The 25308-nt window shown below is 57.8% G+C and carries 22 protein-coding genes and 3 tRNA genes; 15 read left to right on the top strand and 10 right to left on the bottom strand.

What is annotated here, in order from left to right; all coding sequences use genetic code 11:
• Window positions 1-33 precede the first annotated feature (33 nt).
• The gene (locus tag SMC3_RS04435; RefSeq protein ID WP_279386330.1) at window positions 34-759 is read right to left on the bottom strand and encodes a TIGR03936 family radical SAM-associated protein; all 726 of its coding nucleotides are present in this window, start codon (window positions 757-759) and stop codon (window positions 34-36) included.
• A 163-nt stretch (window positions 760-922) separates the two neighbouring features.
• Here SMC3_RS04435 and SMC3_RS04430 point away from each other — a divergent pair, with 163 nt between their 5' ends.
• Genes SMC3_RS04430 through scpB form a run of 4 tightly spaced genes read left to right on the top strand, consistent with a single transcriptional unit; the run spans window position 923 to window position 3776 of the window.
• A complete protein-coding gene (locus tag SMC3_RS04430; RefSeq protein ID WP_207799662.1) occupies window positions 923-1552 on the top strand; it encodes a site-2 protease family protein in 630 nt (209 codons plus the stop codon).
• A 7-nt stretch (window positions 1553-1559) separates the two neighbouring features.
• Window positions 1560-2543 carry a tryptophan--tRNA ligase gene (gene trpS / locus SMC3_RS04425; RefSeq protein ID WP_119089875.1) on the top strand — a complete coding sequence of 328 codons (984 nt, stop codon included), beginning with the start codon at window positions 1560-1562 and terminating at the stop codon, window positions 2541-2543.
• Window positions 2544-2545: 2 nt separating this feature from the next.
• Window positions 2546-3238, top strand: coding sequence for a segregation/condensation protein A (locus SMC3_RS04420; RefSeq protein WP_119087282.1), 693 nt, complete (start codon window positions 2546-2548; stop codon window positions 3236-3238).
• Window positions 3231-3776, top strand: coding sequence for an SMC-Scp complex subunit ScpB (gene scpB, locus SMC3_RS04415; protein WP_119087283.1), 546 nt, complete (start codon window positions 3231-3233; stop codon window positions 3774-3776). The genes SMC3_RS04420 and scpB overlap by 8 nt, the downstream gene beginning before the upstream one ends.
• Here the strand turns inward: scpB and SMC3_RS04410 are convergent.
• On the bottom strand, window positions 3756-5654 hold the full coding sequence (locus tag SMC3_RS04410) for an ABC-F family ATP-binding cassette domain-containing protein (protein WP_119089870.1): 1899 nt from the start codon (window positions 5652-5654) through the stop codon (window positions 3756-3758). The genes scpB and SMC3_RS04410 overlap by 21 nt on opposite strands.
• Before the next feature lie 154 nt (window positions 5655-5808).
• Here SMC3_RS04410 and SMC3_RS04405 point away from each other — a divergent pair, with 154 nt between their 5' ends.
• Entirely contained in the window at window positions 5809-7095 is a 1287-nt protein-coding gene (locus SMC3_RS04405; RefSeq protein WP_119087286.1) for a hypothetical protein, read from the top strand.
• Window positions 7096-7149: 54 nt separating this feature from the next.
• Here the strand turns inward: SMC3_RS04405 and SMC3_RS04400 are convergent.
• The 8 genes from SMC3_RS04400 to rplU all read right to left on the bottom strand — a co-directional run bounded on the left by SMC3_RS04400 (window position 7150) and on the right by rplU (window position 10584).
• Window positions 7150-7236: transfer RNA gene (locus SMC3_RS04400), tRNA-Leu, on the bottom strand.
• 21 nt (window positions 7237-7257) lie between these two features.
• A tRNA-Cys gene (locus SMC3_RS04395) sits at window positions 7258-7332 on the bottom strand.
• Between the two features lie 2 nt (window positions 7333-7334).
• A tRNA-Gly gene (locus tag SMC3_RS04390) sits at window positions 7335-7409 on the bottom strand.
• 43 nt (window positions 7410-7452) lie between these two features.
• The gene (yqeK, locus tag SMC3_RS04385; RefSeq protein WP_119087287.1) at window positions 7453-8037 is read right to left on the bottom strand and encodes a bis(5'-nucleosyl)-tetraphosphatase (symmetrical) YqeK; all 585 of its coding nucleotides are present in this window, start codon (window positions 8035-8037) and stop codon (window positions 7453-7455) included.
• Between the two features lie 20 nt (window positions 8038-8057).
• Window positions 8058-8645, bottom strand: coding sequence for a nicotinate (nicotinamide) nucleotide adenylyltransferase (gene nadD / locus SMC3_RS04380; protein ID WP_119087288.1), 588 nt, complete (start codon window positions 8643-8645; stop codon window positions 8058-8060).
• On the bottom strand, window positions 8642-9922 hold the full coding sequence (obgE, locus tag SMC3_RS04375) for a GTPase ObgE (RefSeq protein WP_279386329.1): 1281 nt from the start codon (window positions 9920-9922) through the stop codon (window positions 8642-8644). The genes nadD and obgE overlap by 4 nt, the downstream gene beginning before the upstream one ends.
• A 41-nt stretch (window positions 9923-9963) precedes the next feature.
• A complete protein-coding gene (gene rpmA / locus SMC3_RS04370; protein ID WP_119087291.1) occupies window positions 9964-10260 on the bottom strand; it encodes a 50S ribosomal protein L27 in 297 nt (98 codons plus the stop codon).
• Between the two features lie 15 nt (window positions 10261-10275).
• A complete protein-coding gene (gene rplU, locus SMC3_RS04365) occupies window positions 10276-10584 on the bottom strand; it encodes a 50S ribosomal protein L21 (RefSeq protein WP_119087292.1) in 309 nt (102 codons plus the stop codon).
• A gap of 147 nt (window positions 10585-10731) precedes the next feature.
• Between rplU and pth the strand changes: the two genes are divergently transcribed.
• From pth to SMC3_RS04315, 10 genes are read left to right on the top strand one after another with little or no spacing between them, the layout of a single operon-like run.
• Window positions 10732-11331 (top strand): aminoacyl-tRNA hydrolase, encoded by a 600-nt coding sequence (gene pth, locus SMC3_RS04360; RefSeq protein WP_165846569.1) that lies wholly within the window; start codon window positions 10732-10734, stop codon window positions 11329-11331.
• Window positions 11331-14768 (top strand): transcription-repair coupling factor, encoded by a 3438-nt coding sequence (mfd, locus tag SMC3_RS04355; protein ID WP_119089868.1) that lies wholly within the window; start codon window positions 11331-11333, stop codon window positions 14766-14768. The genes pth and mfd overlap by 1 nt, the downstream gene beginning before the upstream one ends.
• A gap of 4 nt (window positions 14769-14772) precedes the next feature.
• Window positions 14773-15918, top strand: a complete 1146-nt coding sequence (mazG, locus tag SMC3_RS04350; protein WP_119087296.1) for a nucleoside triphosphate pyrophosphohydrolase — start codon at window positions 14773-14775, stop codon at window positions 15916-15918.
• A complete protein-coding gene (locus tag SMC3_RS04345; protein WP_119087297.1) occupies window positions 15894-17159 on the top strand; it encodes a lysylphosphatidylglycerol synthase transmembrane domain-containing protein in 1266 nt (421 codons plus the stop codon). The genes mazG and SMC3_RS04345 overlap by 25 nt, the downstream gene beginning before the upstream one ends.
• Window positions 17156-18319 (top strand): phosphopentomutase, encoded by a 1164-nt coding sequence (locus tag SMC3_RS04340; protein ID WP_119087298.1) that lies wholly within the window; start codon window positions 17156-17158, stop codon window positions 18317-18319. Before SMC3_RS04345 ends, SMC3_RS04340 begins: the two co-directional genes overlap by 4 nt.
• A gap of 33 nt (window positions 18320-18352) precedes the next feature.
• Entirely contained in the window at window positions 18353-20812 is a 2460-nt protein-coding gene (gene recG / locus SMC3_RS04335) for an ATP-dependent DNA helicase RecG (RefSeq protein WP_165846568.1), read from the top strand.
• A gap of 1 nt (window position 20813) precedes the next feature.
• Window positions 20814-21422: a 16S rRNA (guanine(966)-N(2))-methyltransferase RsmD gene (rsmD, locus tag SMC3_RS04330; RefSeq protein ID WP_165846567.1), complete on the top strand. Its 609-nt coding sequence runs from the start codon at window positions 20814-20816 to the stop codon at window positions 21420-21422.
• Entirely contained in the window at window positions 21406-23493 is a 2088-nt protein-coding gene (locus tag SMC3_RS04325; protein WP_119087301.1) for an HD family phosphohydrolase, read from the top strand. The genes rsmD and SMC3_RS04325 overlap by 17 nt, the downstream gene beginning before the upstream one ends.
• Entirely contained in the window at window positions 23480-23989 is a 510-nt protein-coding gene (gene ybeY, locus SMC3_RS04320) for an rRNA maturation RNase YbeY (protein ID WP_119087302.1), read from the top strand. Before SMC3_RS04325 ends, ybeY begins: the two co-directional genes overlap by 14 nt.
• Complete coding sequence (locus SMC3_RS04315; protein WP_119087303.1) at window positions 23986-25272, top strand: hemolysin family protein; 1287 nt, start codon at window positions 23986-23988, stop codon at window positions 25270-25272. The genes ybeY and SMC3_RS04315 overlap by 4 nt, the downstream gene beginning before the upstream one ends.
• Window positions 25273-25308: the final 36 nt, after the last annotated feature.

Here is a 25308-nt window from a genome sequence, read left to right as displayed (position 1 = left end):
GGGTGACTGGGGAGCTCTTGTTGTTGCTGCATCTTAGTCGTGGTGATTGCTCTTCGGTCGATGAGGCGGGACGGCCTGAGCCGCAACGTCCATAGGGTCGACGAATACGTCGCTCATATTGAGCAGTACGCTCTGGCGCGTGATAATCGGCATGGGAGCGACCTTGGCATCGAGGCCGAAGATGTACTTGATGACCTCGTCCATGCGGATCGTTCCCGACTGGTCGAAGAAGACGCCCACGTGGGCGCGCAAGGGAGTCCGGGTCGAGATCTGCGCGGTAAGAACGTACTTGCGAATGTCTTTCGGCGCATGGGACTTGCTGTTCTCGCGCTCAACCATCAACATCGGCAGGGCGAGGAACGACGTCATGCGGGCCTTCATCTGCTCAGCATCAATGTCCGCCCGGTGTGCCCATGTGTATTCGTAGCGAAGGATCATAGGTTGTCCCATGAGAGACGGGGCAGTGAGCGGGATGTCGACCGCAGCCAGGAACCTGAGGCCGGGAGGCGCCGTACGCTCCAGTGCATTCGCACGGTCGGCGACGGGCGACCAGGCGTCGAGGAATACGTCCACATATTCCTGGAGGCTGACCATGCCAACGCCCGTGGGAATGCCGGTTTCGATCCGTACGCGCTGATTGAACCCTTCGCTGTAGACCAGAGGCAGGTTACTACGCCGCAGCCATCGCACCAGGGCCGCCTGGACCTCGTGGTGTGAAAGCAAGCAGGCCTCTTCTTCCTTGCTGTATCGCACGCGCATCTTGATCATGCGTTGATTGTAGCAGGAAAGCAGGCATCCGCAATGAAGAATCGCTGGTTGCCAAGCGATTGCGTAAGGCGGAAACCCGACTACTATGACTCCATGATACCAGCCGGCAAGACCGGCGTATTGTCGAGAAAGGACAGAACATATGCAGGGACTCTTGAACTACATTCGCAGCGAGATGCCCATCTGGATTGTCCAGGTGCCGGTCGTCCTGATTGTTATTACGATTCATGAGTATTTCCATGCCTGGATGGCTTGGAAACTTGGAGACATGACCCCCGTCGAGACAGGGCGTCTCAGCCTGAACCCTCTGCGCCACCTGGACCCGCTTGGGACCCTCGCTCTCCTGTTGTTCCATGTTGGATGGGCACGCCCCGTGATGATCGATTTCGGGGCGTTCAAACACCCTCGCCGCGATACTGCTCTTGTTTCCCTGGCCGGGCCCGCCTCCAACTTTGTCACGGCCATCGTCGCCTACCTGCTTCTGCTGCTCGTAAGGATCTGGCCGGCGTTCGTCACGCAGTTCAGCTATGTGAATAGCGTCCTGTTGAGTCTTGTTGAGTTCTCGGTAGCACTTGGCGTGTTCAATCTCCTTCCCATCCCCCCGCTCGATGGCTCCAAGGTTTTTTTCGCACTCTTCTTCAAGAGACCGGAACGGTTTCTGTACGACCGCGCGGTGGACCTGTATGGGACCGTCATCCTGCTGGCTCTTCTCTGGTTCAACATCATCACTAGTGTGATGAACAAGGTCCTTGGCTTTATTCTGAATACTGTAATGAGGCTGTGAGGTGCCCATGAAAAAGCGTATTTTGAGTGGCATGCGTCCAACCGGCAAGCTCCACCTTGGTCACTACCTGGGTGTGCTGGCAAACTATGTGAAGCTGCAGGACGAGTACGACTGCTACTTCATGGTCGCCGACATGCACGCTCTGACCACCAAGTGGAACGAGAGTGGTTCGATTCGTGACTACCGGCATGAGATGGCGCTCGACTGGCTGGGGGCGGGACTCGACCCGCAGAAATCCGCCATCTTCTGCCAGTCCGACGTGCCGGAGCATGCCTATCTGTTCACGCTCCTGACGATGATCACGCCCGTATCGTGGGTCGAACGAAACCCGACGGTGAAAGAGATGATCCGGGATATGGACCTCAAGGACAACGTGAACCTCGGCCTGCTGAGTTATCCTGTCCTGATGGCCGCCGATATCATGGTCTACCGCGCGGACGCAGTACCGGTTGGCAAGGACCAGGTCCCGCACCTCGAATTCTCCCGTGAACTGGTGCGTACCTTCAACCACACGTATCACGTCGACCTCTTCCCAGAGCCTCAGCCTATCCTGAACGAGTTTCAGAGACTGCCGGGCCTCGATGGACGCAGGATGAGCAAGTCTCTCGGTAACGACATCGTGATCTCCGATCCGCCGGAAGTGACGGCAAAGCGCATGATGACTGCCTACACGGACCCCCTGAAGGTACGCAGGGATGACCCTGGTCACCCGGAAGCCGGCTGCGTCATCTACGAGTACCACAAGTTGCTTCAGCCAGATACCGCGCCAGAAGCCAAGACTCAGTGTGAACAGGGCTGCCTTGGCTGTGTCGCCCACAAGCGCTCGGTCGCGGCCATGGTCTCGGAGCGGCTGGCCGGGTTTCAGGAGCGTCGGGCCGTCTTTGCCGCCGATCCTGTGTTGGTCGACCGTATTCTGGCAGAAGGCCGCGAGAAGGCATCGGTGGTCGCAGCCGAGACGGTGCGCATGGTCCGGGAGGTCATGGGGATCTGATCGTGCCGGGCCTGACGGATTCTGTGAACAACCTGAGACTTCTTGGGCGGGCCGGGCGGGCCGACGTCGCCGACGTCGTCGTCGAGCGCCTGGTAGACTTCTGTAGCATGACCATTCGGCGCGACGCCGGGGTTGAGGAGCATGCCGAGCTCGTCTACATGCTGGCTGATCTTCTCAAGCTGAAGAGCGAATTCATCCTGTTCGGACACGCGGCTGCGCAGGAGAAATCGTTGCAGGAAGGCATCAGAGCGCTGGACGAGGCAGGGTTGTACGCCAGGCCTATCATCGAGGTCCTCCAGGAGGTCAATGCCGGCAGAGCGCCATACAAGAGGCCGAATGTCCGGACGACGCTGCCTCCGGCGGAGGAGCAAACGGGTGACGAGGTGTCGGACGCTCTTCTCGAGGCACTTGCTCGCATTGTTGAACGCATCGCAGCGCGCAAGCCCGTCAAGAGCGAGGACCAGCGACCGGTCTATCTGAGCCTTCAACAGGTCATGCGGGAGCTTCGCGAGCTGCTGCAGGAGAGGGGAACTATGCTGTTTGAGGATATCTTCGACTCATCTGATTCCCGAGAGCGTGTAGTATTGAGCTTTCTTGCGGTCCTCATCCTGACTAAGATGGGAGTGCTGCACATCGCTCAGCAGAGCCGGTTCGAGGGTATTGCCGTCGAATACGTGGAAAAACCGAATGACTGAGCGCACAGAAAGTCAGGAATTCATTACGGGGCTGGAGCTTCAGGCTGCGAAGCAGCGACTCGAGGCTATCCTGTTTGCGGCTGAGGGCCCCGTGGGTGTCCGCTATCTGGCGCGCCGAGCGGGACAGAGCTGCCAGGCGACCCGGCGTCTCCTGGAGAGTCTTCAGGCTGACTACGCCAATCGTGGCGTCCGTCTCGTTCAGGACGGCCAGAAGTACTGCTTTTCTGTTCCAGACAAGCTCACGCCTGAGCCGGCTCAACCCAGACCCAAGGTCGGCCTCTCCAGACAGGCCATGGAGGTCCTCGCTCTCATCATTACCAAGGGGGCGCTGGCACGCAAGGAGATTCTGCAGCTTCGCGGGGTCACGAGCGACAAAGCTCTGGTGTCGCTCCTCGAACGCAAGCTCCTGACGACGAAACGGGACTATCTGAAGAAGGTTCTTGTGTATGACCTCTCGGAGGAACTGCTGGAGCGGTGGGGATTTACATCCCGCGAGGAGCTGCTCCAGGAAATCGAATCACGACGCCGAGGCCTGTAAGAACTGCTCTTCTGCCACTGCCAGATCCTCGAACAACTCCTCCCGTCGTACCTGCAGCTCGTGGATATGTACCGACAGTGACGCGATATCCGTTCCCTGCATGGCAGGCCCTTCTTCCTGCAGTCTCCGGGTGAGATCAGCTTGTTCCTGTTCGATCTCGCCAATCTGGCGCTCAAGAAGCCGTACATGGGCTTCGAGGGCCACGAGCCTGTTGTGTGACGTCCGCGTGGACCTGGTATTGTCCTGGACATTCGTACGACCAGGCGGCGGGGTGCGGCTGGCGCGCTCGTTGAAGAGCTCCTGTCGGTTTGCCGAGTAGTTTCCCTCCAGCACCGACACGTTGCTGCGCTCGATGAGGACGACACGGTCGGCAACAGCATCGATGAATGTCCGGTCGTGCGATACGAACACGACTGTACCCTCGAACGCCCGGAGCGTCGAAGCGAGAGATTCTCGTGTCTGGATGTCCAGGAAGTTCGTCGGCTCGTCAAGGATGATCATGTTGGCTGTTTCCTTGGAGAGCAGTGCCAGCAGTAGACGCTGCTTCTCTCCACTGCTCATTGCCCCGGTCTGCTGGTCCATCTGGTCGGCGGAGAAACCAAAAGCGCCCAACAGGGCCTTGACCTCCGAGATGATCATCTGCGGGCGGCGCGTCATGATCCACTCCATGGCAGTCTCTTTCTCGAAGAGCGTGTAGTTCTGAGGGAAGAAGGAGTACCGTACACTTGGTCCCCAGTAGATGTCGCCGTCGTCGGGGACGATCTGTCCCATCGCTATGCCCAGTAGTGTCGACTTCCCCGCCCCGTTGCGGCCAAGGATGGCCACATGTTGACGAGAGAGGATCGTGACATTTGCCTTGCTGAGAATCGCACGGTCGCCGTACGACTTGCTGACGTGCTCGAGGCGAAGCGCGATCTCTCCACTCTCTCCTGTGTTGCGCAGCCGCACGTGAACGCGTTTGCGCGTCGAGGTGGGTTCAGTCTGAACCTTCAACTTGAGACGCTCCATGGCTTTCTCGCGTGAGGCAGCCTGGCTTGCGCGCGTGCCATAGCGGTACTTTTCGACGTACTGCCGCATACGTTCGATCTCCCGCTTGAGCTCAGCATCGTGCTGGGCGCGATCGGCTGCTTCGGCGTCCCTGACGCGGACATAGTCGGTATACCCTCCGCTGAAGAGGCGCAGCGTCCCATTTTCAATAACAAGAAGTTTGTTGCACACCTGGTCCAGAAACCAGACATCGTGCGATGCCACGAGAACCGTGGCCTGGAGCCCCTTGAGCTGGCGTTCGAGCCACTGCACGCCGGGAATATCCAGGTAGTTGGTGGGCTCATCCAGCAGCCAGATGTTTTTGGTATCGCTGACCAGCCGCGACAGGCGCAGTCGAGAGATCTCTCCAGCGCTCATGGTCCCTGCAAGGCGGTCAAGATCCCCTGTGGCGAACCCGAGGCTGGAGAGCGCCTTGTTCATGTTGACAATGTAGTCGTAGCCGCCCTGTGCCTCGAACTGCTCGGTCTGCCGGGCGAGCTCGGCGAGGTAGTCATCGGTCTCAGCAGCAGTAGACAGAAGGCGTTCCAGCTCGCGAATCCGCGCATCTTGAGCGCGGAGATGCTCGAAAGGCTCAGCGACAATCTGCCGGGCAGTACGCTCGGGGTCCACGGGAACAGCATCGATGAAGCAGGAACTGTCCCCACCGGTGATCTGAACCGTTCCGCCGTATTCATCATCATCTCCGGTAAGGATGCGGAGGAGTGTTGTCTTGCCGCTTCCGTTGGGACCAACGATACCGACCTTGTCTCCGGAACCAATGGCACAGTGCTGACACCGAAACAGGAGGCGGTCGCCGTACATCTTTTCAAGGTTTTCCAGTATGAGCGGCATGTTGTCGGGGACATCCTATCAATTTACAGATTGCCCGTTTCGCGTATCATAATTTGCGGTACGGAACGAGTCTCGAAACTCATTATAGCAGTGAAACTGCAGGTATGTACAGGAGCACCAACGCTTCTATCACGATCAGCGCCCCGGAGGAACCATGAAAACGACAGTGACAATCGAGCGACTGATCTCCCGGCCGGCCTCAATGGAGGGATCCTTTCCCCTGCCAGTCGCCAAGCTCAAGAAATTCGTCAACGTGGCCTGGAGCATCCCCTTCTACAGTGCTGCCGAGTCGCACAAGGTCATGCCTATTCTGGCTGCGGAGATGAACGACCTGAACCCCGACCGCAACTGGTGGAAGAAGAAGTTCCCCGGCGCCAACCCCTTTTTCCATCATTGTTCATTCCTACAGTACTACGTGGCCCATAAGAATGGTAAGCCCGTCGGACGTATCGCAGCCTTCATCGACCGTTCCTATAGCGAACGCACAGTTCAGGGCGAGATTGGGTGGATTGGATTGTTCGAGTCGTTCGACAATGACGAGGTTGCGGCTGCACTGCTTGACGCGGCCACTCAGGATCTGCAGCAGGCCGGCACCGTCAAGATCATCGGCCCGGCACGGTTCAATGCCAACGGTGAGGCTGGTCTTCTTGTTGATGGGTTTGACGAGCACCCCATGGTCATGGAGCCCTATCAACCTCCATACTACACGCACTTTCTGGAACAGTGGGGAGTCAAGGAAAACGACTGGTATGCTTTTCGGATGACGCATGAGAGTGCTTCTCTGTACATGGAGCGCCTGGCTGACATGCGACAGCGCGGGCAGGACCTCGAGCAACGGCTGGCACGCCAGGGGGTTGCTGTCAGATCCGTCAAGATCAGCGATTGGACAAATGAGATCGCTCGAGTGAAGACCATCTATAACACCGCGTGGGACACCAGCGTCCACCCACAGTTTGAACTTTTCTCCGAAGAGGAATTCGACTATCTCGCGAGCGGATTGAAGATGATTGCCATCGAGGACCTGGTCTTTGTGGTCGAAGATATAACGAAACCGGATCATCCTGTCATCGGCATGGCCGTAACGCTGCCCGACCTCAACGAGGTGATCGAAGAATACGATCGGCTTCACGCGGCGTACGTCCCCAGCACTCACATCTATGGGTTGTCGGACATCCGGCGTGACCTGGGAATTTTCAGGTTGCTCAAGAATCGTGTCAAACACCGGCAATTCAGGCAATGCCGCGTCTTTGTACTGGGGACAACACGCAAGAAGAATGGTATCGATGCCATGTTGTATGAGAAGACGTATCTTGCGACCATCAAGATGGGGGTTCAACTCGCGTCAGGGTCGCAGATTGCCGACACCAATCCCGATATATACATCCCTCTATCGCATATGGGCAAAGCCGACATCACATGGAGGGTCTACCGTCATGCGTAGGTTCAGCGATCTCATGTCAGATACTGAAACGTTGTGTCATCACGGAGACTACCGTGGTGCCGGGAGTGGGAATTGAACCCACACAGTGTTGCCACCGCGGGATTTTAAGTCCCGTGCGTCTGCCAGTTCCGCCATCCCGGCAGGGATGCCTGGATATAAAAATGGAGGCAGCACCCGGATTCGGACCGGGGTATGAGGGTTTTGCAGACCCTTGCCTTACCACTTGGCTATGCCGCCTCTGGAGCGGAAGACGGGATTTGAACCCGCGACACTCGGCTTGGGAAGCCGATGCTCTACCCCTGAGCTACTCCCGCACAATCATGTACACCTGTATTCTACACGGCGCGGGGGCTTCTGTCAACCCTGGTGAAGGCGCTGCGAGTCTTCTGCAGCCAGACGTGCGAAAGCAGCCATTGCGTCGAGTGTATGTCTGTCGATCGGACGGGAATTCTGGCGCAGATAGAGCAGCGTCTGCTCAAGCGCGCGCAGCATTGCGGTTTCGAGACTGCTGAACAGTACAGAGCGGACTTCCTCGACGCCGGCAAAGTGGCGGCCCGACTCACAGTAGTCGGCAAGGAAGACGATCATCGCCAGTCGGTCCATGTGAGGGGCACCGGTCGTATGCAGAGCAATTGCCCGAAGAATCTCAGGATCATCCACACCAAAGTCGCGTCGGGCGATCAGCGCCCCAACTGGGGCATGGAGGACTACCGGGGCGAACGTCTCAGCCATCTCACGAACCAGAGGGTCATCCGTGTCCTTGACCAGCTCGAGCAGGAACGATTCGGGCTCATCCCTCGCGATGTCGTGCAGCAGAGAAGCGACGCTGGCCTTCTCCTCGGATACTCCCCAGAAACGGGCAAGTCTCACTGCCAGCGTCTCCACGCGGAGCATGTGCTTCAGACGTTTCTTCGGAACACGCCCGGCAACGAGGTCGACCAAGCGGGCTCTCTCCTCTGGTATCACTGACCTCTGTACAATCCGTGCTCTGCAATATACGCAGCAACAGACGCAGGCACCAGGCCATCGACAGACAAACCCTGCTGCAGCCTGTTGCGAATCAGGGTCGACGACAAGCTGTCGAAGGGGTTGATATCGAACAGAGCCCTCGCAGGGATCTCCAGGTTGCCTGAACGATGCCGACCGGCGCGCGGGACGAACCATAGTTCAACTTGATCGAGGATATCCTGGTATCTGTGCCACTGCGGGAACGACAAGAGCTGGTCCTCACCGAGAAGCAGCACTGGCTTGCCCGTACCCAGCCCCGGACGGAGACCTTCCAGCGTGTCCACGAAATAGGATGGTCGTGGCTCACGGCGTAATTCGACGTCAGAGATTTCCACATCGGGCACCCCTGCGAAGGCAAGCTGCAGCATTGCCACACGATCAGCATCGGATGCGGAGAGGCACTTGTCAAAGTCCGGGTTGGGAAGACCAGTGGGGATGAGAATGAGCGTAGAAGAGGCCATGAGACGAAGAGCCTCATGGCCGACAAAAACGTGGCCGGCGTGGACAGGGTCGAACGCTCCCCCATACAGCACGGTCTTCATCGCTTGGTGGTTGTCTCTTCCCCCAGAGTGAATACGTGGCCGCCGATCATGACGCTCTGTCCGTCACGGGCTCCCTTCTTGCGGAGAGCCTTTTCGACGCCGATCTTACGCATCCTCTGGTCCAGCAATGTGACCTGGAACGGCTTCTCGAAGTCGGTCGTGTGGATAATCCGGTCGAGATAGCGTCCTGATGCACTGAGCATGCCGTCGGGAAGCCGGGAGATTTCGAATGTCTCATCGGACAATTTCAGCTTGTAGATCCTCGTCACCTGTTCACGGGGAGGCACAGGCGCAGACTGCACGAGAGCCAATCCACGTTCGATGACGGCATCAATGCCACGATTTTCCAGTGCGGAAATCATCAAAGGCTCGATACCTTGATGGACAAAGCGGGTACGAATCCCTGTGCGCTTCTGCGCGGAAATCAGGTCGATCTTGTTGACGACAATCAATCGGGGCTTGCCTGCGAGCTGTTCACTGTATTGTTCCAGTTCACGGCAGAGCAGGTGATACGCCTGAACCGGGTCGGGGTCGGACGAACTACCGTCAACCAGAAACAGCAGAACCCGGCTGCGTTCGATGTGGGCGAGAAACTTGTTGCCAAGTCCGCGACCTTCCGCGGCTCCTTCCACAAGCCCTGGGATATCCGCAAATGTGATGCGCTCACTGTTTGGCGAGAATGCTACGCCCAGGTTGGGGGACAACGTCGTGAAGGGATAGTCGGCAATCTTCGGGTGTGCCGCAGAAAGCTTGCTCAACAGTGTGCTCTTGCCTGCGTTCGGAAAGCCGACAATGCCGACGTCGCCAAGGACCTTCAGGCGCAGCCTGATGCGACGTTCCTCCGCAGGGATACCCTGTTCGCAGTACCTCGGGGCACGGTCGACGGATGTGGCAAAAGATGCATTACCTCGGCCACCGCTTCCGCCATGGGCTACCGTGACAGTCTCGCCCTCGTCGACCAGATCCGCCAGGACTTCCTCCGAGACAATATCCGTCAGGACGGTGCCCAGCGGGACGAGGATGGTAATGTCCAGTCCATCGCTCCCATGCTTGTTGCGTCCAGCGCCTGGCTCTCCAGCCTGGGCCCTGAACGTCCGCTTCTTTGCGAAGAACTGAAGACTCGAGTATCGGCCGGTAGAAACAAAGATGACGTCGCCACCTCTGCCACCCTCACCGCCATCCGGCCCGCCTTTCTCTACATACTTCTCACGGCGGAAGCTCATTGCTCCGTTTCCGCCGTGTCCCGAGGTGACTCGAACTATGACCTCGTCGAGAATGCGGTCAGCTGAGTCTCTAATGGAAATGCTCCTTATGTGTGCTAGTTCGCCTGTTCAGGAACAGTGACTTCCGAAACAGGGAGCTCGGGGACAGGAAGCACATGAACGCGCTTCACGGTCTTGAGCGACTCGAACTTTACTGTTCCGTCGACGACGGCGAACAGGGTATAGTCTCGGCCCATCATGACGCCCTTGCCGGCTTTGAAATGCTCGCCACGCTGACGTACGATGATGTTACCTGACCGAACAACTTGGCCATCATACAGCTTGACGCCGAGATATTGCGGGTTGCTGTCCCGCCCGTTACGTGACTTACCGCCTGCTTTCTTATGTGCCATTGTTCACCGCCCCTCTTACCCGATCTCCGTGATCTTCACGTAGGTCGATGTCTGTCTGTGCCCTATGAGCTTCTTGTGCGTCGTCTTGTTCTTGTAGGTGAAGACACGGATCTTACGGTCACGCGTGGTACGAAGGATCGTACCGCTCACCTTCGCGTCCAGAACGTAGGGCTTGCCAATTTGAGTGCCGGCGTCAGTGGTGACGACGAGGACTTTGTCAAACACGATCGGCGTGCCGGGTTCGCTGGCGATTTTTTCCATCTTGACGGTCTCGCCAAGCTCGACCCGATACTGCCTTCCTGCTGCTTCAATTACAGCGTACATAGACTACCTCCACGAAGAATTGCTCGGTCGAGGCGGCCTTGCGGCACTTAGGGAACCCGACCAATGCGAAGAAAGTATACGGTGTTCGAGGCCCCTGTCAACCGTTCACAGCTTGAAATCGGGCCCCTCCCGAGTAGTATACCATCTGTGAAAACGATTATGATCGCAGGACTGGGAAACCCGGGTGCCGAATACGATGAGACACGACATAACGTGGGCTTCATGGCCCTCGACGCTATCGCACATTCGTTCAAGGTTCACAAGTTCAACCACAATCGACTTGCGCACTGGGCAGCCGTCGACCTGGCTCTCTGTGACGAGCCGGAACCCGTCAGGATAGTCCTGGTGAAGCCTCAGACGTTCATGAACAGTTCCGGCGTCGCTATCGCTCCAATGATGAAGGAACGCAACATTCTTCTCGAAAATCTTATCGTGATCCATGACGAGATGGACTTGCCGGTCGGCGCTGTCAGAGTGAGCTTCAACGCCACAGCCGCAGGTCACAATGGGGTCCGATCGATTGCCGACAACTGTGGTGGAAAGGGATTCGTGCGGGTTCGTATCGGTATCGAAAAGCCACGCAGCAAGGACGGCGTCATCGATTTCGTGCTGTCAAGATTCTCCAGGTCCGAGTGGCCAACCATCATCGATGTTATTGCAAAGTCGCCGACTGTCGTCCGAACCATCGTCTGTGATGGGCTGATGGCTGCGCAGGAAATGTTCAACCGCAAGGTGGCAAAGGACTGATGCAGTCCGGCTCGTTCGACCTGCTGCTGCAGCAGGCGCAGGCCAGTTCTCCCGAACTGTTCGTCCGATTCGCGCAGCTGCTTGAACGACCGGACTCCATTACGGTTTCCAGTCCATCCAGCGGCTATCGGCAGCTGTTGCTGGCGGCACTGGTCGCTGTCTGCCCTCGACCCATCGTCGTCGTTTGTCCGAGCGTCGACCGTGCGGAGGAACTGTCTTCGATGGTTCGCGGCATGTCCCCGGCGATCACGGGCACGCGCCCCTTCGTGATCCTGCCCGAGTTAGGCGTCGAGATCATGGAGTACACCCAGTACTCGCGTCCACTGTCGTTCGCCCGAGCCCGAGCCCTTGATCAAATCTATGCGCATGCAGAGACCGTCGTTTTCACGACGGCCCAGGGGCTCATCGACCCCTCCATCCCCGCTTGCGATTTTACGGAGCTTGTTTCTACGCTGACTGTCGGGGATCGCATCATCCCACATTCCCTGGGACGCCGGCTTTTGGAGATGGGGTACGAACCGGTTTCATCGGTCACCGAGATGAGTCAGTTCAGTATGCGTGGCAACGTATTCGATCTGTACTCGCAAGTGGGAGAGTATCCAGCGCGCATTGTGCTTGAAGGTAATATCATAAGCCGTATCAAGCTGTTCGACCCCGTAACGCAGCAGTCAGTGGAGCCCGTGTCGTCAGTCGGGATCCTGCCACCGTATCCCGTCGTGCTGGACCAGGAGGCCCGCCGGAGTTTTGCCGCTATGGCTGCGGAGCGATGGAAGAAGGAGCGCAAGACGGCTGAAGGAAGTGAGGATCAGGATGCCGAGCTTCTCGAAGATCTGGAGTCCTTCATTTCGACGACGAACAGCAAAGGGGTCAACTACTTTCTGTATCAATATATGAATTCGGAGCGCATGTGTGGAGGTCTTGCCGGCTTGCTTGGACCCCGCGCCATAGCAGTGTTTGCCGACGTCGACCCTGAAGCCGAACTGACGCAGATCTTCGACTCTGCGCGGGAACTCTATGACCGAAGCATTCAAGCTGGCCTCGTACCATCCTCCAGCGCGCTCGATCAGGTGGAGCACACTGCCAGACTGGCTCTGGGCAATTTTGCCCGGTCGATTTCGCTCACCGCTACCTCAGCCCTGGGCGCCATGACTCCGGCTTCCCGCGAGTTGCCTCCACTGACGCTGTCGGGTTCCCTGAGCGAGTACCTCGGCCTCCACGCCCCCGGAGAGACCGCTATCGACGTTGTGTCGTGGAATCCTGAGAAGGCCCAGCATCTGGTGATGGATACGATCGAGGATCCGCGTGTCATGGCAAGACTTGCTATTATCAAGGGCTCCCTGTCGGTGGGGTTTGCCGCAGAGGGATTCATGGTTCTGACGGACAAGGAACTGTTCCCGAAGGCCACGATGAGCCCCAAGAAGACGACCCGCTTTTCCCAGGCCATCTCTCGTCTCGAGGACTTGCACGAAGGCGACTACGTCGTCCATCGGGACTACGGCATCGGCGTGTTCAGGGGCATAAATGCCATGACGGTCGATGGTGTCACCCGGGACTATATCTCTCTGGAATACAAGGATCACTCATTGCTCCATGTGCCTGTCGAACGCCTGGGATATCTCGAGAAATATGTTGGCGATCGCACGGAGATAACCTTGGACGAACCAGGATCGCGGAAGTGGAAACGGGCACGCAAGGAGGCTGCAGAAGATGCCCGGCGTATCGCCCATGAACTGCTCGAGACGGCAGCCAAGCGCCATGCGCGCGAGGGCTATATGTTCAAGCCGAATCCAGAGTTGGAGGTACCGGTCGTCGACGCTTTCGCCTACGAGTTGACCCCCGATCAGTCCAAGGCTATCGCCGACGTCCTCAGCGACATGGAGGCGGGAAAGCCGATGGATCGCCTGGTGTGTGGAGATGTCGGCTTCGGGAAGACCGAGGTGGCCATACGGGCGGCGGCGCGCGCGGTCGCAAACGGCAAACAGGTCGCCATCGTCGCTCCGACGACCATCCTGGCGATGCAGCACTTTCGCAACCTGGAGGCCCGCTTCGACCCGATTGGCTACAAGGTCGCACTATTCTCAAGGATGGTAGGCTCCAGGGAACTCGCGGCCGACCGCAAGCTTTTGCACGAGGGTGGTGTCGACATCGCGGTCGGTACCCACAAGGTCCTGAATATGGCAGGCGACTTCAAGGACATTGGTTTGATGATTGTCGACGAGGAACAACTTTTTGGTGTTCTGGACAAGGAGAAGATCAAGAAGATGAAAGCTGAGGTCGATGTGCTGACTCTCAGTGCCACGCCCATCCCGCGCACATTGGAATCGTCTATCGTAGGTATCCGGGACATCTCCCTCATCAACACGCCCCCGGTCGGCCGGTATCCCATCAGGACGTTCCTGATGCCCTTCGACGAGGAGCAGTTGACGCGGGCTATTCGTGCCGAGCTGCAGCGTCATGGACAAGTATACTTTGTCCACAATCGCATCAATGACATCGAGGCCCGGTTTGCACTGCTCAGTCGACTGTTTCCCGAGGCCCGCATCGCGGTAGCACATGGGCAGTTGAGGAGTGAAGTTCTGGAACAGATCATGCTGGACTTCTACGAAGGCAAGTACGATATCCTCGTGTCGACCACCATCATCGAAGCAGGACTCGATTTCCCCAACGTCAACACGATCATCGTTGACGAGGGAGAGCGTTTGGGACTTGCTCAGCTCTATCAGCTTCGTGGCAGGGTAGGTCGTGCTCAACGTCATGCCTATGCTTATATTTTCTATTCCCATGGCATCATGCGTGAATCAGTTGCTTTCAAGCGTCTGGAAGCCATTGCCTCGGCCGTGGACTTCGGAGCCGGCCTGCAGATCGCTCTCAAGGACTTGGAGCTGCGTGGCGCCGGTGACGTCCTTGGCGTAAAGCAGAGCGGCCGCTTCTCCGACGTGGGGTACCACATGTTCCTCTCAATGGTTGAGGAGGAGATCATGAGGGTACGTGGCCAGTACTCGGAGCCTGTGGCGAAGCCTGTGATCATTCTTGGCGTGTCCGCGTTCATCCCCGAGACCTATGTGGCCGACTCGGGTGAACGGCTGGCGCTCTACAACGCTGTTGAACGGGCTGGCGGGCAGGATCTGACAGCACTCGAAGAGCGGACCATCGACCGCTATGGAACTCTCCCTTCTGAGGTAGAGGGGATCTTTGCGCTGAAACGCCTCGAACTGTCGCTGATTCCGCTCGGCGTGTCGTCCGTCAAAGAATCGGGCCACGTGCTTGTTCTTGAATTCGGCGCTGAGGAAGCAGCCACACGGTTCCTTCGCACCCATGTCGATCAGGTCGCGCACGCCCGAACCGTGCGGGACTCGGTGGTCCTTCCCATGAAGGCGGACCAGAAACCGCTCACTCTGCTTTCATCCTTGCTTTCGGGGTCGGAAACGGTACACTAAAAGGATGGAAGAATACGAAATACGCGTCATTACGGAGCAAGACCTTCACCTGCAGTCCCTGATCGACACTGGACGACGCTTTGCCCTGGCGGTGCCGGCTGGAACGGATGCTCTGGTCTATGCGTCGGCCTCCAGTCTCCGGTTGCTGCCAGCCTCGGCCCGGACCCTGCTGGATCCGGTAGAGGCTATCGGTTTCCTGACATGGATGCGTTTTGCCGGTCGGCACTATGGCATAATCATCTGCTTGTGCCCCGTCGACATGGTGTCTGTTGTTACAGGGCTTCTTGGCCGGTTACCTGGGCTGTCTCGTGCTCCGACAATCGAGCCCGACGACCTGGCTCGGGAGGCGATACGGCTGGCCGACGTTCTCTGGCCTCTTGTTGGCACCCAATATACAACTCTTGAGGAGTTCAGGCTGCTCATCGCCGAGTTGCGCCAAAAGTGTCCCTGGGACCGCCAGCAGACGCATGTATCGCTTCTGGACTCGCTTCTGGAAGAATCCTATGAGGTAGCTCTCGCCATACAGAGAGACAGTGCCAACAACCTCGAAGAGGAGCTGGGGGACCTGTTGCTGCAGGTGTTCATCCAGTCGGAAGTCGCCCGTGAGGAAGACGGATTCGACATCTGTGACGTGGTCCGGACCGCTGACGACAAGCTGACATTCAGACATCCGCATGTGTTCGGCAGCATGTCTGTGACGTCGAGCGACCAAGTGCTGGAGAACTGGCAAAAGCTTAAGATCCTTGAGGGCCGGAAGAAGCACTTTGTCGACAGTGCGAAACTGCTATCGTCCATCGAGAACGCCTTGCTTTCGCAGGAGACTGCCCGTTCCGACGGGTTCGATTTCGAATCGGCGGATCAGGCTTATGGCAAGCTGCTTGAGGAGACCAGCGAGTTGGGAGAGGAACTGAACGCTCCATCCAGGGACGAAGATGCGCTGGCCATGGAGCTGGGCGACGTCCTCTTTTCTGCCCTCAACGTCGCGCGGCTCTCAGGTGTCAACCCTGTGAAGGCCCTGCAACACTCATTCGACAAGTTTCGCGACCGATATGGTCGTGTCCGTGACTATGCAAAGCAACAGCAAGTCGACATTTCGACAGCACCTCCCGAGGAACTGGAGCGGTTATGGCAATTGGCGAAAAACACATAGACGACAACCTCCCAACGATGGACAAACAGTGCGACCACACCGAGCCCATCATGTCTGGCCGAGAGGATCACGTCGTCAGCCAGCCCGAGGTCGTTACCAGGCAGTCTCAACCTCTACCGCCGGCGCCCGATCGCCCGGAGATCACCAACGTCTGGAGTATAGTCTGGAAGCTTCTCGCAGCATTGGGATTTGGAGCGCTCGGTATTTTTGCTCTCTCACTCATTTCGCACCAGATGAACGTCGTGACAGTGGTGAGGTCCCTCAATCCCGGATATATCCTGGCCGCGATCGCTCTCATCTTCCTTGAAATCGTCTTTCAGGCGCTGCGGCTGCAGGCGATCCTTCGCTCGGTCGGTCTGCGGATCCCGTTTCGCACCGCCATGCGTAACATCCTCGTGGGTGAGTTCTTTGCCAGGGTGACACCGTTCGAGGCGGGCGGGGGTGAGCCGGCGCAGATCTACATGCTGTTCAAGGACGACTCGATCAACGTGGCAGATTCGACGATGGTGTTTGCCATCAAGGCGATCCTGTCGGGTGCTTCCCAGATGGTCGTCCTCGTTTTTGTGCCGGTCTGGCTGATCTTCTCTGGCCGGAGCCTGGGGGTCGACAACCGGTTCCGTCTCATTCTCTATATCGGCATAGCAGCCTACGTAGCTAACTTCGGTTTCCTCGTGTTCTGTCTCACTCGCTTGCAGTGGATCAACGATTACATCAACAGGCTGGTCCTGCGTGGGGCGCAGACCCTCACGGTGCGAGGAAGGTTCTGGCAGCGAATTGCGCGTCGTATACAGAAATTCACAAATGATACGCTGCGCGCACGAGAGACAGCCATCAAGGCCAACCGACCAATGCTCGTCGCAGGCCTGGCCTACAGTTTTGTCTCTTGGGGTCTCCTCGTGCTGACGCCGATCATCCTGCTGTACGGTCTTGGCATTACATCGTCGATCACCCAGATTGTTGTGGCAACCCTCATCTACTACATCGCCGTATCCTATTTCCCCACCCCCGGCGCCTCTGTCGGAGCTGAGCTCGGGGCGGTGGCCCTGTTTGCGGCGTTTGTTCCGAATGGTATCCTGGGGGCTTTCATCCTTATCTGGCGTTTTTTCGATCACTATGTCAAGATGGGCGCCGGCGGCATTACGGCCCTCGGCGAATTCATATTGGGCCCGGCTCGTCATCGCAGACAGCGTCGACGGGCGGACAAGGACACGAGCGCAAAGGAAGGGACGGATAAACCATGAAGAAGAGAGCCATCGTTATTGTTCTGGACAGCGTCGGCATCGGGGCAGCCAAGGATGCATTTATGTACGGGGATGGCGGTTCGGACACGCTTCGCCACATCTATAAGAGTGTGCCGGGTTTTCGCCTTCCTCATCTCGAGGAACTTGGCCTGAAGTATCTGCTCGACCTGCACTTCAACAGTCCCATAGGTTCGTTTGGGATCATGGAGGAGAAAGCCAAGGGGAAGGATTCTATAAGCGGTCACTGGGAGATGATGGGACTGACGTTGACAAAGCCGTTCCCCACGTACCCGAACGGATTCCCCCCTGAGGTCATCGACGCCTTCGAAAAGCGCTTCGACACCAAGGCTCTGGGCAACCGACCTGAGTCTGGGACTACAATCATTGCAGAACTGGGCGAAGAACATATGCGTACCGGCTATCCGATTGTCTACACGTCGGCTGACTCGGTGTTCCAGATCGCTGCGCACAACGACATCATCCCTCTCGACAAGTTGTATGAGATGTGCGAGATCAGCCGGCGCGAGATCCTGCAGGGTGAGAACCTGGTGGGGCGCGTCATTGCGCGTCCGTTCACCGGGACGCCCGGGAATTTCGTGCGAACATCCGACCGCCAGGACTATGCCGCTCATCCGCTGGGCCCTACCACCCTCACCCAGGTGAGCAAGGCCGATATGGATGTCATCGGCGTCGGCAAGACCTACGATCTGTTTGCTGGTGAGGGGTTTACGCAACATTTCCACACCCACAACAATGAGGAAGGCATCCAGAAAACGATCGAGCTGATCAAGACCAGCAACTGGGAAGGGTTGCTGTTCACCAACCTGGTCGACTTTGACATGCTCTTCGGTCACCGGCGCAACGTGGCCGGCTATGCCGTCGCGCTGGAGCGCTTCGATGAGGCGGTTCCCGAGTTGCTGAGGTCAATGAAGCATGATGATATCCTGTTCATCTCTGCCGATCATGGCTGCGATCCGACATTCACTGTGGATACGGACCATACGCGCGAGTACGTGCCCGTTCTCGCATATTCGCCTTCGCGCCGTGGCGGAACATACCTGGGAGTCCGCGAAACATTTGCGGATCTTGGAGCCACAGTGTCGGAGTACCTCGGAGTAGCGCCTGTGGCGGGTTCGAGCTTCCTTGCGGACATCTCCTAGGCCTGTGCACGGATCCGAGGAATCAGTGACCCAGTGAGCAGCGGAGGCAGTCCAGCCGAATCAGATACGTGGAAAGAGCTTCTGCGGGGCCTGGTGCGTCTGGAACTCAAGCGCGGCTGTCAGGATGACGCCGCCGTAGGTGGGTTTGCGCGGCTCGCCCTGGTGACTGTGGAAGGTTCTTGCACACGAACACAGCCTGCAGCGGAGCATGGCGTATCGAACGAGCTGAGGTCCTTGCTGGTCGACTATCAGTTCCTGCCGAATCATACGCGGGCAGACAGATGTTCGGCGCTTCTTGCTCTTCTGGATGACTCGAAGTCTCCGCTTGCTGGGTCGCCATTGCCTGCAGGCGTGCCTCCGGCACGTGCAACGTCGATGTCGAAGCCTCCTGCCGATAGCATGAACGCCTTGCTGGAGATACTCGAGGAACCGGTGTCCAAGTTATGGGGAGTCGGGCCCCGTGTTCAGGAGATCATGGGGAAACTCGGTGTCCACAGCATTGCCGACCTTCTCCAGCACGCGCCCAAAGGCTACCTCGACCTGCGCTATCCCGCTGAGCTGTCGCGGGAGTCGCTTGGGCAGATGGTCCTCATCAAAGGACGTCTGCTGACGGTTACTGAGATCCGACGAAAAGTACTGTTGGTCAAGGCGTCAGTCCGGGATCCGGGCGGGCGTGTGTTTCATCTCGTCTGGTTCAACAACAAGTTCGTGAAAAGCAGACTTCAGGCTGGACATGACTACGATTTCTACGGGAGACTGGAGAACTCGTTCGAAGGGGCTCAACTGATGCAGCCGGCTTTCGAAGAGTCTGGAACGCCGGCTGCTCAACTACATATGAACCGGATCGTGCCGCTCTATCACCTCACTTCGGGCATTACTCAGAAGGGACTGCGGGCTCATGTGTGGCGTGCCGTAGGCCGGATACCTTCAGCGGCGGCTGAGTATCTGCCACGGGACGTTGCGTCGCACTTCAAACTGCCCGACTTGGCATGGAGCTACCGCTCTCTGCACTTTCCGACCGATGAACATGAGGCAGAAAAGGCGCGGAGCCGGTTTGCGTTCGATAGCCTGTTTCTCTTTGAACTGAGAGTCCTGATGCGCAGGCATGCTGAGCAAGATGTCCCGGGAAACCCATTCGACCTGCCCACAGGAACGGTCGAGCGGTATGTCGGGGTGCTGCCGTTCGTTCCCACTGGTTCTCAGGCAGCAGCCATGCGAGACATCGAGGGAGACGTGCGCAGACCGAGGCAGATGCACCGGCTGCTCCACGGCGACGTTGGTTCAGGAAAGACGGCAGTGGCCGGGTACGCGGCGTACGCGGCCAAGGTGGCCGGATACCAGAGTGCCGTCCTTAGTCCCACTGAGATTCTCGCGGAGCAAACGGGACGTGTCCTTCAGGAGCTGCTTGCTCCTCTCGGGGTGCGAGTCGCTACGCTGACCGGAGGGATGACCAAATCTCAGCGCAGGAGCATCCTGGGCGCAGTTGCGACCGGGGAAGTCGACTGTCTCGTAGGCACGCATGCCATCCTCGAGGAGGGCGTAGCATTCGAGCGTCTCGGCCTGAGCGTGGTCGACGAGCAGCATCGTTTTGGAGTTGCTCAGCGCGTGGCTCTGGGAACGAAGGGCAACGTGCCACACTCACTTGTCATGAGCGCGACCCCGATTCCGAGAACACTGGCTCTGACCATATACGGTGATCTCGACATCTCCGAACTGGTGGAGAAGCCTGCAGGGCGGTTCCCGATCCAGACGCATCTCCTGACGGTCGCCACACGCGACAGCGCCTATGCCATGGTGCGTGAGCAGGTAGCTCAGGGCAGGCAAGCGTTTATCGTGGTCCCCGCCATCGATCCGGCTTCGGACGAGGGTGATGGCACCGCGTCAGTCGAGGAGACCATGCGGGACCTGACCGAAGGCAGTCTGAAAGGCCTGCGTGTTGCGTCGTTGCACGGGCGCATGAAGAGTAGTGACAAGCAGTCGACCATGGATGCCTTCCGATTGGGGAATCTGGACGCACTGGTTGCGACGACTGTCGTGGAGGTTGGTGTCGATGTGCCGAATGCAAGTGTCATGGTCATCGAGGATGCGGAGAGGTTTGGGCTTGCTACGCTCCATCAGCTTCGTGGAAGAGTCGGCCGAGGGTCCTCCGTCTCCCATTGCATCCTGATCCAGGGCAATGTGACCGCCGAGGGTACCGAACGCCTGCAGGTCCTGGTCCACTCTGACGACGGGTTCCAGATCGCAGAGGAAGACCTGAAACTGCGGGGGCCCGGTGACATCCTTGGGACGGTCCAGCATGGTTATGACGTTCCACTGTTCGGATCTACGGCACTGCTGAGTTACCGCGACCTTTCCGCTCTTCCGGACATCCGAAAGGCTGCCTCGGAGCTCCTGGAACACGACCCGTCACTTGGTGCTCCGGAACATGCAGATCTGGCCTGTATGCTGTCTCTCCGGTACCCTGCTTCAAAGCCAGGCATGGAGGACAACTGATATGATCATTGGGTCAGGCTCACTGAAGGGCCGTTCGCTGAAGACACTCGGCAAGGAACCATGGCTACGCCCTACGTCCGACAAGGCGCGAGAAGCTGTCATGGATATGATGCGACCGATTCTTGCGGGAGCGCGGTTCATCGACGTCTGCAGCGGCACTGGTGCGGTCGGCATAGAAGCGCTCAGCAACGGAGCGACACATACAACCTTTGTCGATGTCGACAATCGCTCAGTGCGTCTCATCATTGACAACCTGCGAATGCTTGCGCTTCAGGAGCAGGCTTCTGTCGTCAAGGGCGACGCCGATGGATACGTGAGCGGATTGCAGGGAGCTGAGTTCGATGTCCTTTTTGCAGACCCGCCCTTTGACTCTGCATTGCAGGAAGGACTCCTGGTTACCCTGTCCGAGCATTTGCGCGACGCAGCAGACGGCTGTATCATAATCATGGAGCATCCATCCAGGCGACCTGTGCATGAACGGTATGATGGCCCAGAGGTAGACTTGGAGAGCTACAAGGAAAGGCGCTATGGAGATGTGAGCATGACATTTTTCCGTGCAACAAAGCACAGAAACGAGGTGGACAGCAGCACCCATGACCAGACAAAATAGAATAGTTCACTTCCTGCGAAGTGCTCGTCATAGCCTTGTCCTCCGGGTCACGCGGTTCAGACGGACCGGGACGCTGGTGTTCATACTGGTAGCGCTTCTGTCCGCCATATTGTGCGCCCTTCCCTTCATCCCCGTGCGCAGAAGAGTGTCAGAAGGTACAGTTGTCAGCGCGGACATGGTCTCCAGGCGAGATATCGTCTATCTCGATAATGCCCGAACTGCGGATCTTCGCAAACGTGCAAGCGACGAAGTCGCTCCAATCTACAAGTTCGACAGCTCACGACTGCCGGCGGCAATAACTGTCCTCGAAAGCGCCATGACAAAGGTCATCGGCATACGCGCGCAGGACACCACCGTGGACCAGGAGTCTCAGCGGATCGCGGCATTGCTTATGACAGCGGCAGGTGCAACGACGAAGTACCTTGCGACGTGCTCCGAGTCGGAGCTTCAATCGTCGAAGACGGCGGCGCGTGAGGCACTGACGATAGTCATGGGTCGCGGCGTACTCGAGGGAAGCCTCTCTGCCGCTCGCGAAAGCATCAATACGGAACTCAAGAGCTATGGTATTTCCGACAACCAAGTACGCTCTGCATACCTCCTGGCAGCCCGTTTCGTGTCTTCGAACCTCATATACGATCAAGAGGCCACTCAGCTTGCCCGTGACAAGGCTGCGTCGTCGGTATCACCGGTCGTCTCAACCATCCTCGCCGGAACCGCCGTCGTGAAGAAGGGGAGTGCCTTGGACCAGAGTACCGCAGATCTGCTCTTGAGTACTGGTCTGGTCTGGGGACCTCGCGCGCTCCAAAATGTCGTGTCTCAGATGCTGGTGGCGTTGCTCGCCTGGGGAACGATCGCACTGGCAGTCATGCTCCTTGGGTCAGCGAAAGGTCGGACCGAGCATTTGTTGATGGAGACAGCTGTCATAGGTGGCTCCTGCATCGTGATCGGCTGGCTCGCTGGTGGCGTGACGGCAACGATGACCCCGTTCTTCCTCTGCATGTTGCTCGGGTTTGTCTTCTTTGAGGGCGCCCTTGCCACGGTCTTTGGTTTTGCCCTGATGGTCCTGACGTGGATCATGGTTCCTATGCCCGCAGAAGTGCTCTCGGGGCTCGTTGTGGGCGCCATTGTCGTATTCATCGTCATACGGAAGGTGAACAAAGTGAGCGCCCTTCTCATCGCCGGACCGATTGCCGGCGCATCAGCCGCGCTTGTCTATAGCGCTCTTGCCGGACTCAGCGAACAGCGGCTACCTGTGATTGTTGCCAACGCCGGGTATCTGATCGCAGGGGGGGTCATTGCAGCTGTGTTTGCACTGGGACTGACCCTGGTTTTCGAGCGACTGTTCAACGTCGCTACGGTCGTGAGGCTGCGCGAGCTTCTGGATACGGGAAGCAAACTCCTGGCGCAGCTCTTCGAAAGCGCTCCAGGGACTTACCATCACAGTCTCAACGTGGCCAATCTTGCGGCAGGCGCCGCTCAACGTATCGGTGCAAACTGGCTTATGGCTCGCGTTGGGGGTTACTACCATGACATCGGTAAACTGCTGCATCCACAGTTTTTCGGCGAAAACCGTGGGGAACTGCCGAACATCCACGAGGATATCTCACCCGAATTGAGTACCAAGGTGATCCTGGAGCATGTCCAGGCTGGTGTTACGATTGCAAGAAGCAATCACCTGCCGCCCGAGGTGGTTGATATCATCGCCGAGCACCATGGCACGACTGTTGTCCAGTTCTTCTACGACAAGGCGTCCGCCGAGCAGGCAAACCTCTCGCCTGACACATTTCGGTACCAAGGGCCCAAGCCACACACAAGGGAGTCCTCCCTTGTCTTCCTCGCCGACGGCGTTGAAGCCGCGGCGCGTTCGCTTCCCAAGGTGGACAAACCAGCTCTGGAAGGACTCATTGATGCAGTTGTCAACGCTCGCATTGCCGACGGTCAACTCGCCGAGTCACAGCTAACGCTGGGTGAGATCGCCGCCGTCAGGGACTACTTTCTCACATCTCTCATCTCATTCTATCATGTTCGCGATGCCTATCTGACGCTCGAGGAGACAAATGAAAGAACCTGACCTATCTGTACACTGTCGTGCCGAACTGTCGGATCCCGGATGGCAGGTGGACAATAAGGCTCTCATAGCGCTCGTCGTCCACATAGTCCATCTGATACAGCCGGAGCTTACCGCTATTCCGGGTGTTCGACGCGCTGTCGCCCTCTCATGCTATTTTGTCCCTGTGTCTCACATGCGGGAGCTGAACCGTGACCACAGAGGCAGCGACTCGACCACTGATATGCTGTCGTTTCCGCTGGGCTATGCCGCGCCCGGCACGGGCTGGGTACTGGGGGACATCGTCATCTGTATGGATGCGGTGGAAAGCAAAGCTATCTCTAGTGGGAACAGCCTTGAAGACCAGCTGGCGTTCTCTCTCATTCACTCTGTGCTCCACCTGGTGGGCTTCGACCACATCGAGGAGCATGACCGCACTCTGATGGAGCACCGCGAAGAAGAGGTTTTTGCAAAGCTGGCGCAGGGGCACTGCCCCGATGTGGCGAGAAGGCCTGCATGACTGGACCGATCGTCGGGTTGCTGGTCCTCCTGGCTCTCTCGTTCCTCTTCTCCATGGTGGAATACGGCTACGTGACCATGACGCCGATGGCTTTGGAAAAGGCAGCTGAATCTTCTGTTCTTGCTGATCGGTTGAGCACCAAAATGGCTGCTGGCCATTCGATGCTCATCGCGGTGGTGGTCCTGGGCAACAACATGGCCAATCTTGGGGCATCCTTTATCTTCGCGCGGGTCGTACTCACTGTGTTCATGCGTGTGAACCCAGCTCTGCTTGCGGTGGTCTCCACACTCGCCTTGACAGTCGTTGTCGTCATCTTCGCCGAGACTATCCCGAAATCGATCGGCAGGGCATTCCCTGAACAGGTCATGCGCGCCACTGCTATTCCGCTTTACCCCTTCTACCTGCTGCTCTATCCAGGCGCACGTGCACTTGCGGCAGTCGCGGGGGTCTTCACGGGACCACTGCTGCGGCGTGCCAAGCACACGGGTCACCTCAACGATTCCGAGGACTTCCGTTACCTGCTGAAGATGGGGCAGGAGGACGGCGTGATCGACAAAGAGGAGGAGCGACTCATCCACAATATCTTCGACTACACCAGCACGCTGGCATATGAGATCATGACGCCGTTTGTAGACGTGACAACAGTTGAGAAGAATGCGCCGATCAGTGAGGTGATCAAGGCAATCGACGAAACCGGTCACTCGCGTCTGCCGGTCATGGACGACGACAACGTGGTGGGGCTCGTTTATGCCAAGGATGCGTTGAGAGCTATGGCAGGCGGTGCCGGGCCCAATGTCAAGGCAAGCGACATCCTCCGGCAGCCGTTCTTTGCTCCCGATACCAAGAAGATCAGCAGCTTGCTCCAGGAGATGCAACGGCAGCGCATCCAGATAGCTGTTCTCTTCGACGAGTACGGTGCCGTTTCAGGGCTCATCACCGTCGAGGACATCCTGGAGGAGGTTTTCGGCGAGATCCAGGACGAGTATGATAAGGAGGCCGCTGAAATCGAGAACGTGGGGGCGGATGCGTTCCTCATCAAGGGTTCCGTCTCGACCGACAAAGCTTCGGAACTCTTTCAGTCGGAGTTATCGGGTGAAGACTACGATACCGTCGCGGGGCTCATGCTGTCTGAAATCGGACGCCTTCCGCGTGTCGGGGACAAGGTCGAGCGTGCCGGCATCATTTTCACAGTAGTGAACGTTGTCGGGAAGAGAATTTCCAGAGTGCGTGCAGAGCGATTGCCCACGGCTCCGCCGCACTCGACCGAGGATGAAGAGTCATAGTGGGCGTGTGTGTCAAATGTCACGTCAAAAGGAGAA

It is taken from the genome of Candidatus Cryosericum hinesii (genome assembly GCF_003570985.1).
GTDB lineage: Bacteria > Caldisericota > Caldisericia > Cryosericales > Cryosericaceae > Cryosericum > Cryosericum hinesii.
This window is presented reverse-complemented; position numbering and strand designations above follow the sequence as displayed.

Excerpts from the sequence above, each read along its gene's own strand:
- scpB (WP_119087283.1), top strand. The coding sequence starts at position 3,231 with ATGACTGAGCGCACAGAAAGTCAGGAATTCATTACGGGGCTGGAGCTT.
- rpmA (WP_119087291.1), bottom strand. The coding sequence starts at position 10,260 with ATGGCACATAAGAAAGCAGGCGGTAAGTCACGTAACGGGCGGGACAGC.
- SMC3_RS04325 (WP_119087301.1), top strand. The coding sequence starts at position 21,406 with ATGACCAGACAAAATAGAATAGTTCACTTCCTGCGAAGTGCTCGTCAT.
- trpS (WP_119089875.1), top strand. The coding sequence starts at position 1,560 with ATGAAAAAGCGTATTTTGAGTGGCATGCGTCCAACCGGCAAGCTCCAC.
- rsmD (WP_165846567.1), top strand. The coding sequence starts at position 20,814 with ATGATCATTGGGTCAGGCTCACTGAAGGGCCGTTCGCTGAAGACACTC.
- nadD (WP_119087288.1), bottom strand. The coding sequence starts at position 8,645 with ATGAAGACCGTGCTGTATGGGGGAGCGTTCGACCCTGTCCACGCCGGC.
- mazG (WP_119087296.1), top strand. The coding sequence starts at position 14,773 with ATGGAAGAATACGAAATACGCGTCATTACGGAGCAAGACCTTCACCTG.
- SMC3_RS04315 (WP_119087303.1), top strand. The coding sequence starts at position 23,986 with ATGACTGGACCGATCGTCGGGTTGCTGGTCCTCCTGGCTCTCTCGTTC.
- SMC3_RS04345 (WP_119087297.1), top strand. The coding sequence starts at position 15,894 with ATGGCAATTGGCGAAAAACACATAGACGACAACCTCCCAACGATGGAC.
- SMC3_RS04405 (WP_119087286.1), top strand. The coding sequence starts at position 5,809 with ATGAAAACGACAGTGACAATCGAGCGACTGATCTCCCGGCCGGCCTCA.
- SMC3_RS04410 (WP_119089870.1), bottom strand. The coding sequence starts at position 5,654 with ATGCCGCTCATACTGGAAAACCTTGAAAAGATGTACGGCGACCGCCTC.
- mfd (WP_119089868.1), top strand. The coding sequence starts at position 11,331 with ATGCAGTCCGGCTCGTTCGACCTGCTGCTGCAGCAGGCGCAGGCCAGT.
- SMC3_RS04340 (WP_119087298.1), top strand. The coding sequence starts at position 17,156 with ATGAAGAAGAGAGCCATCGTTATTGTTCTGGACAGCGTCGGCATCGGG.
- rplU (WP_119087292.1), bottom strand. The coding sequence starts at position 10,584 with ATGTACGCTGTAATTGAAGCAGCAGGAAGGCAGTATCGGGTCGAGCTT.
- SMC3_RS04435 (WP_279386330.1), bottom strand. The coding sequence starts at position 759 with ATGCGCGTGCGATACAGCAAGGAAGAAGAGGCCTGCTTGCTTTCACAC.
- ybeY (WP_119087302.1), top strand. The coding sequence starts at position 23,480 with ATGAAAGAACCTGACCTATCTGTACACTGTCGTGCCGAACTGTCGGAT.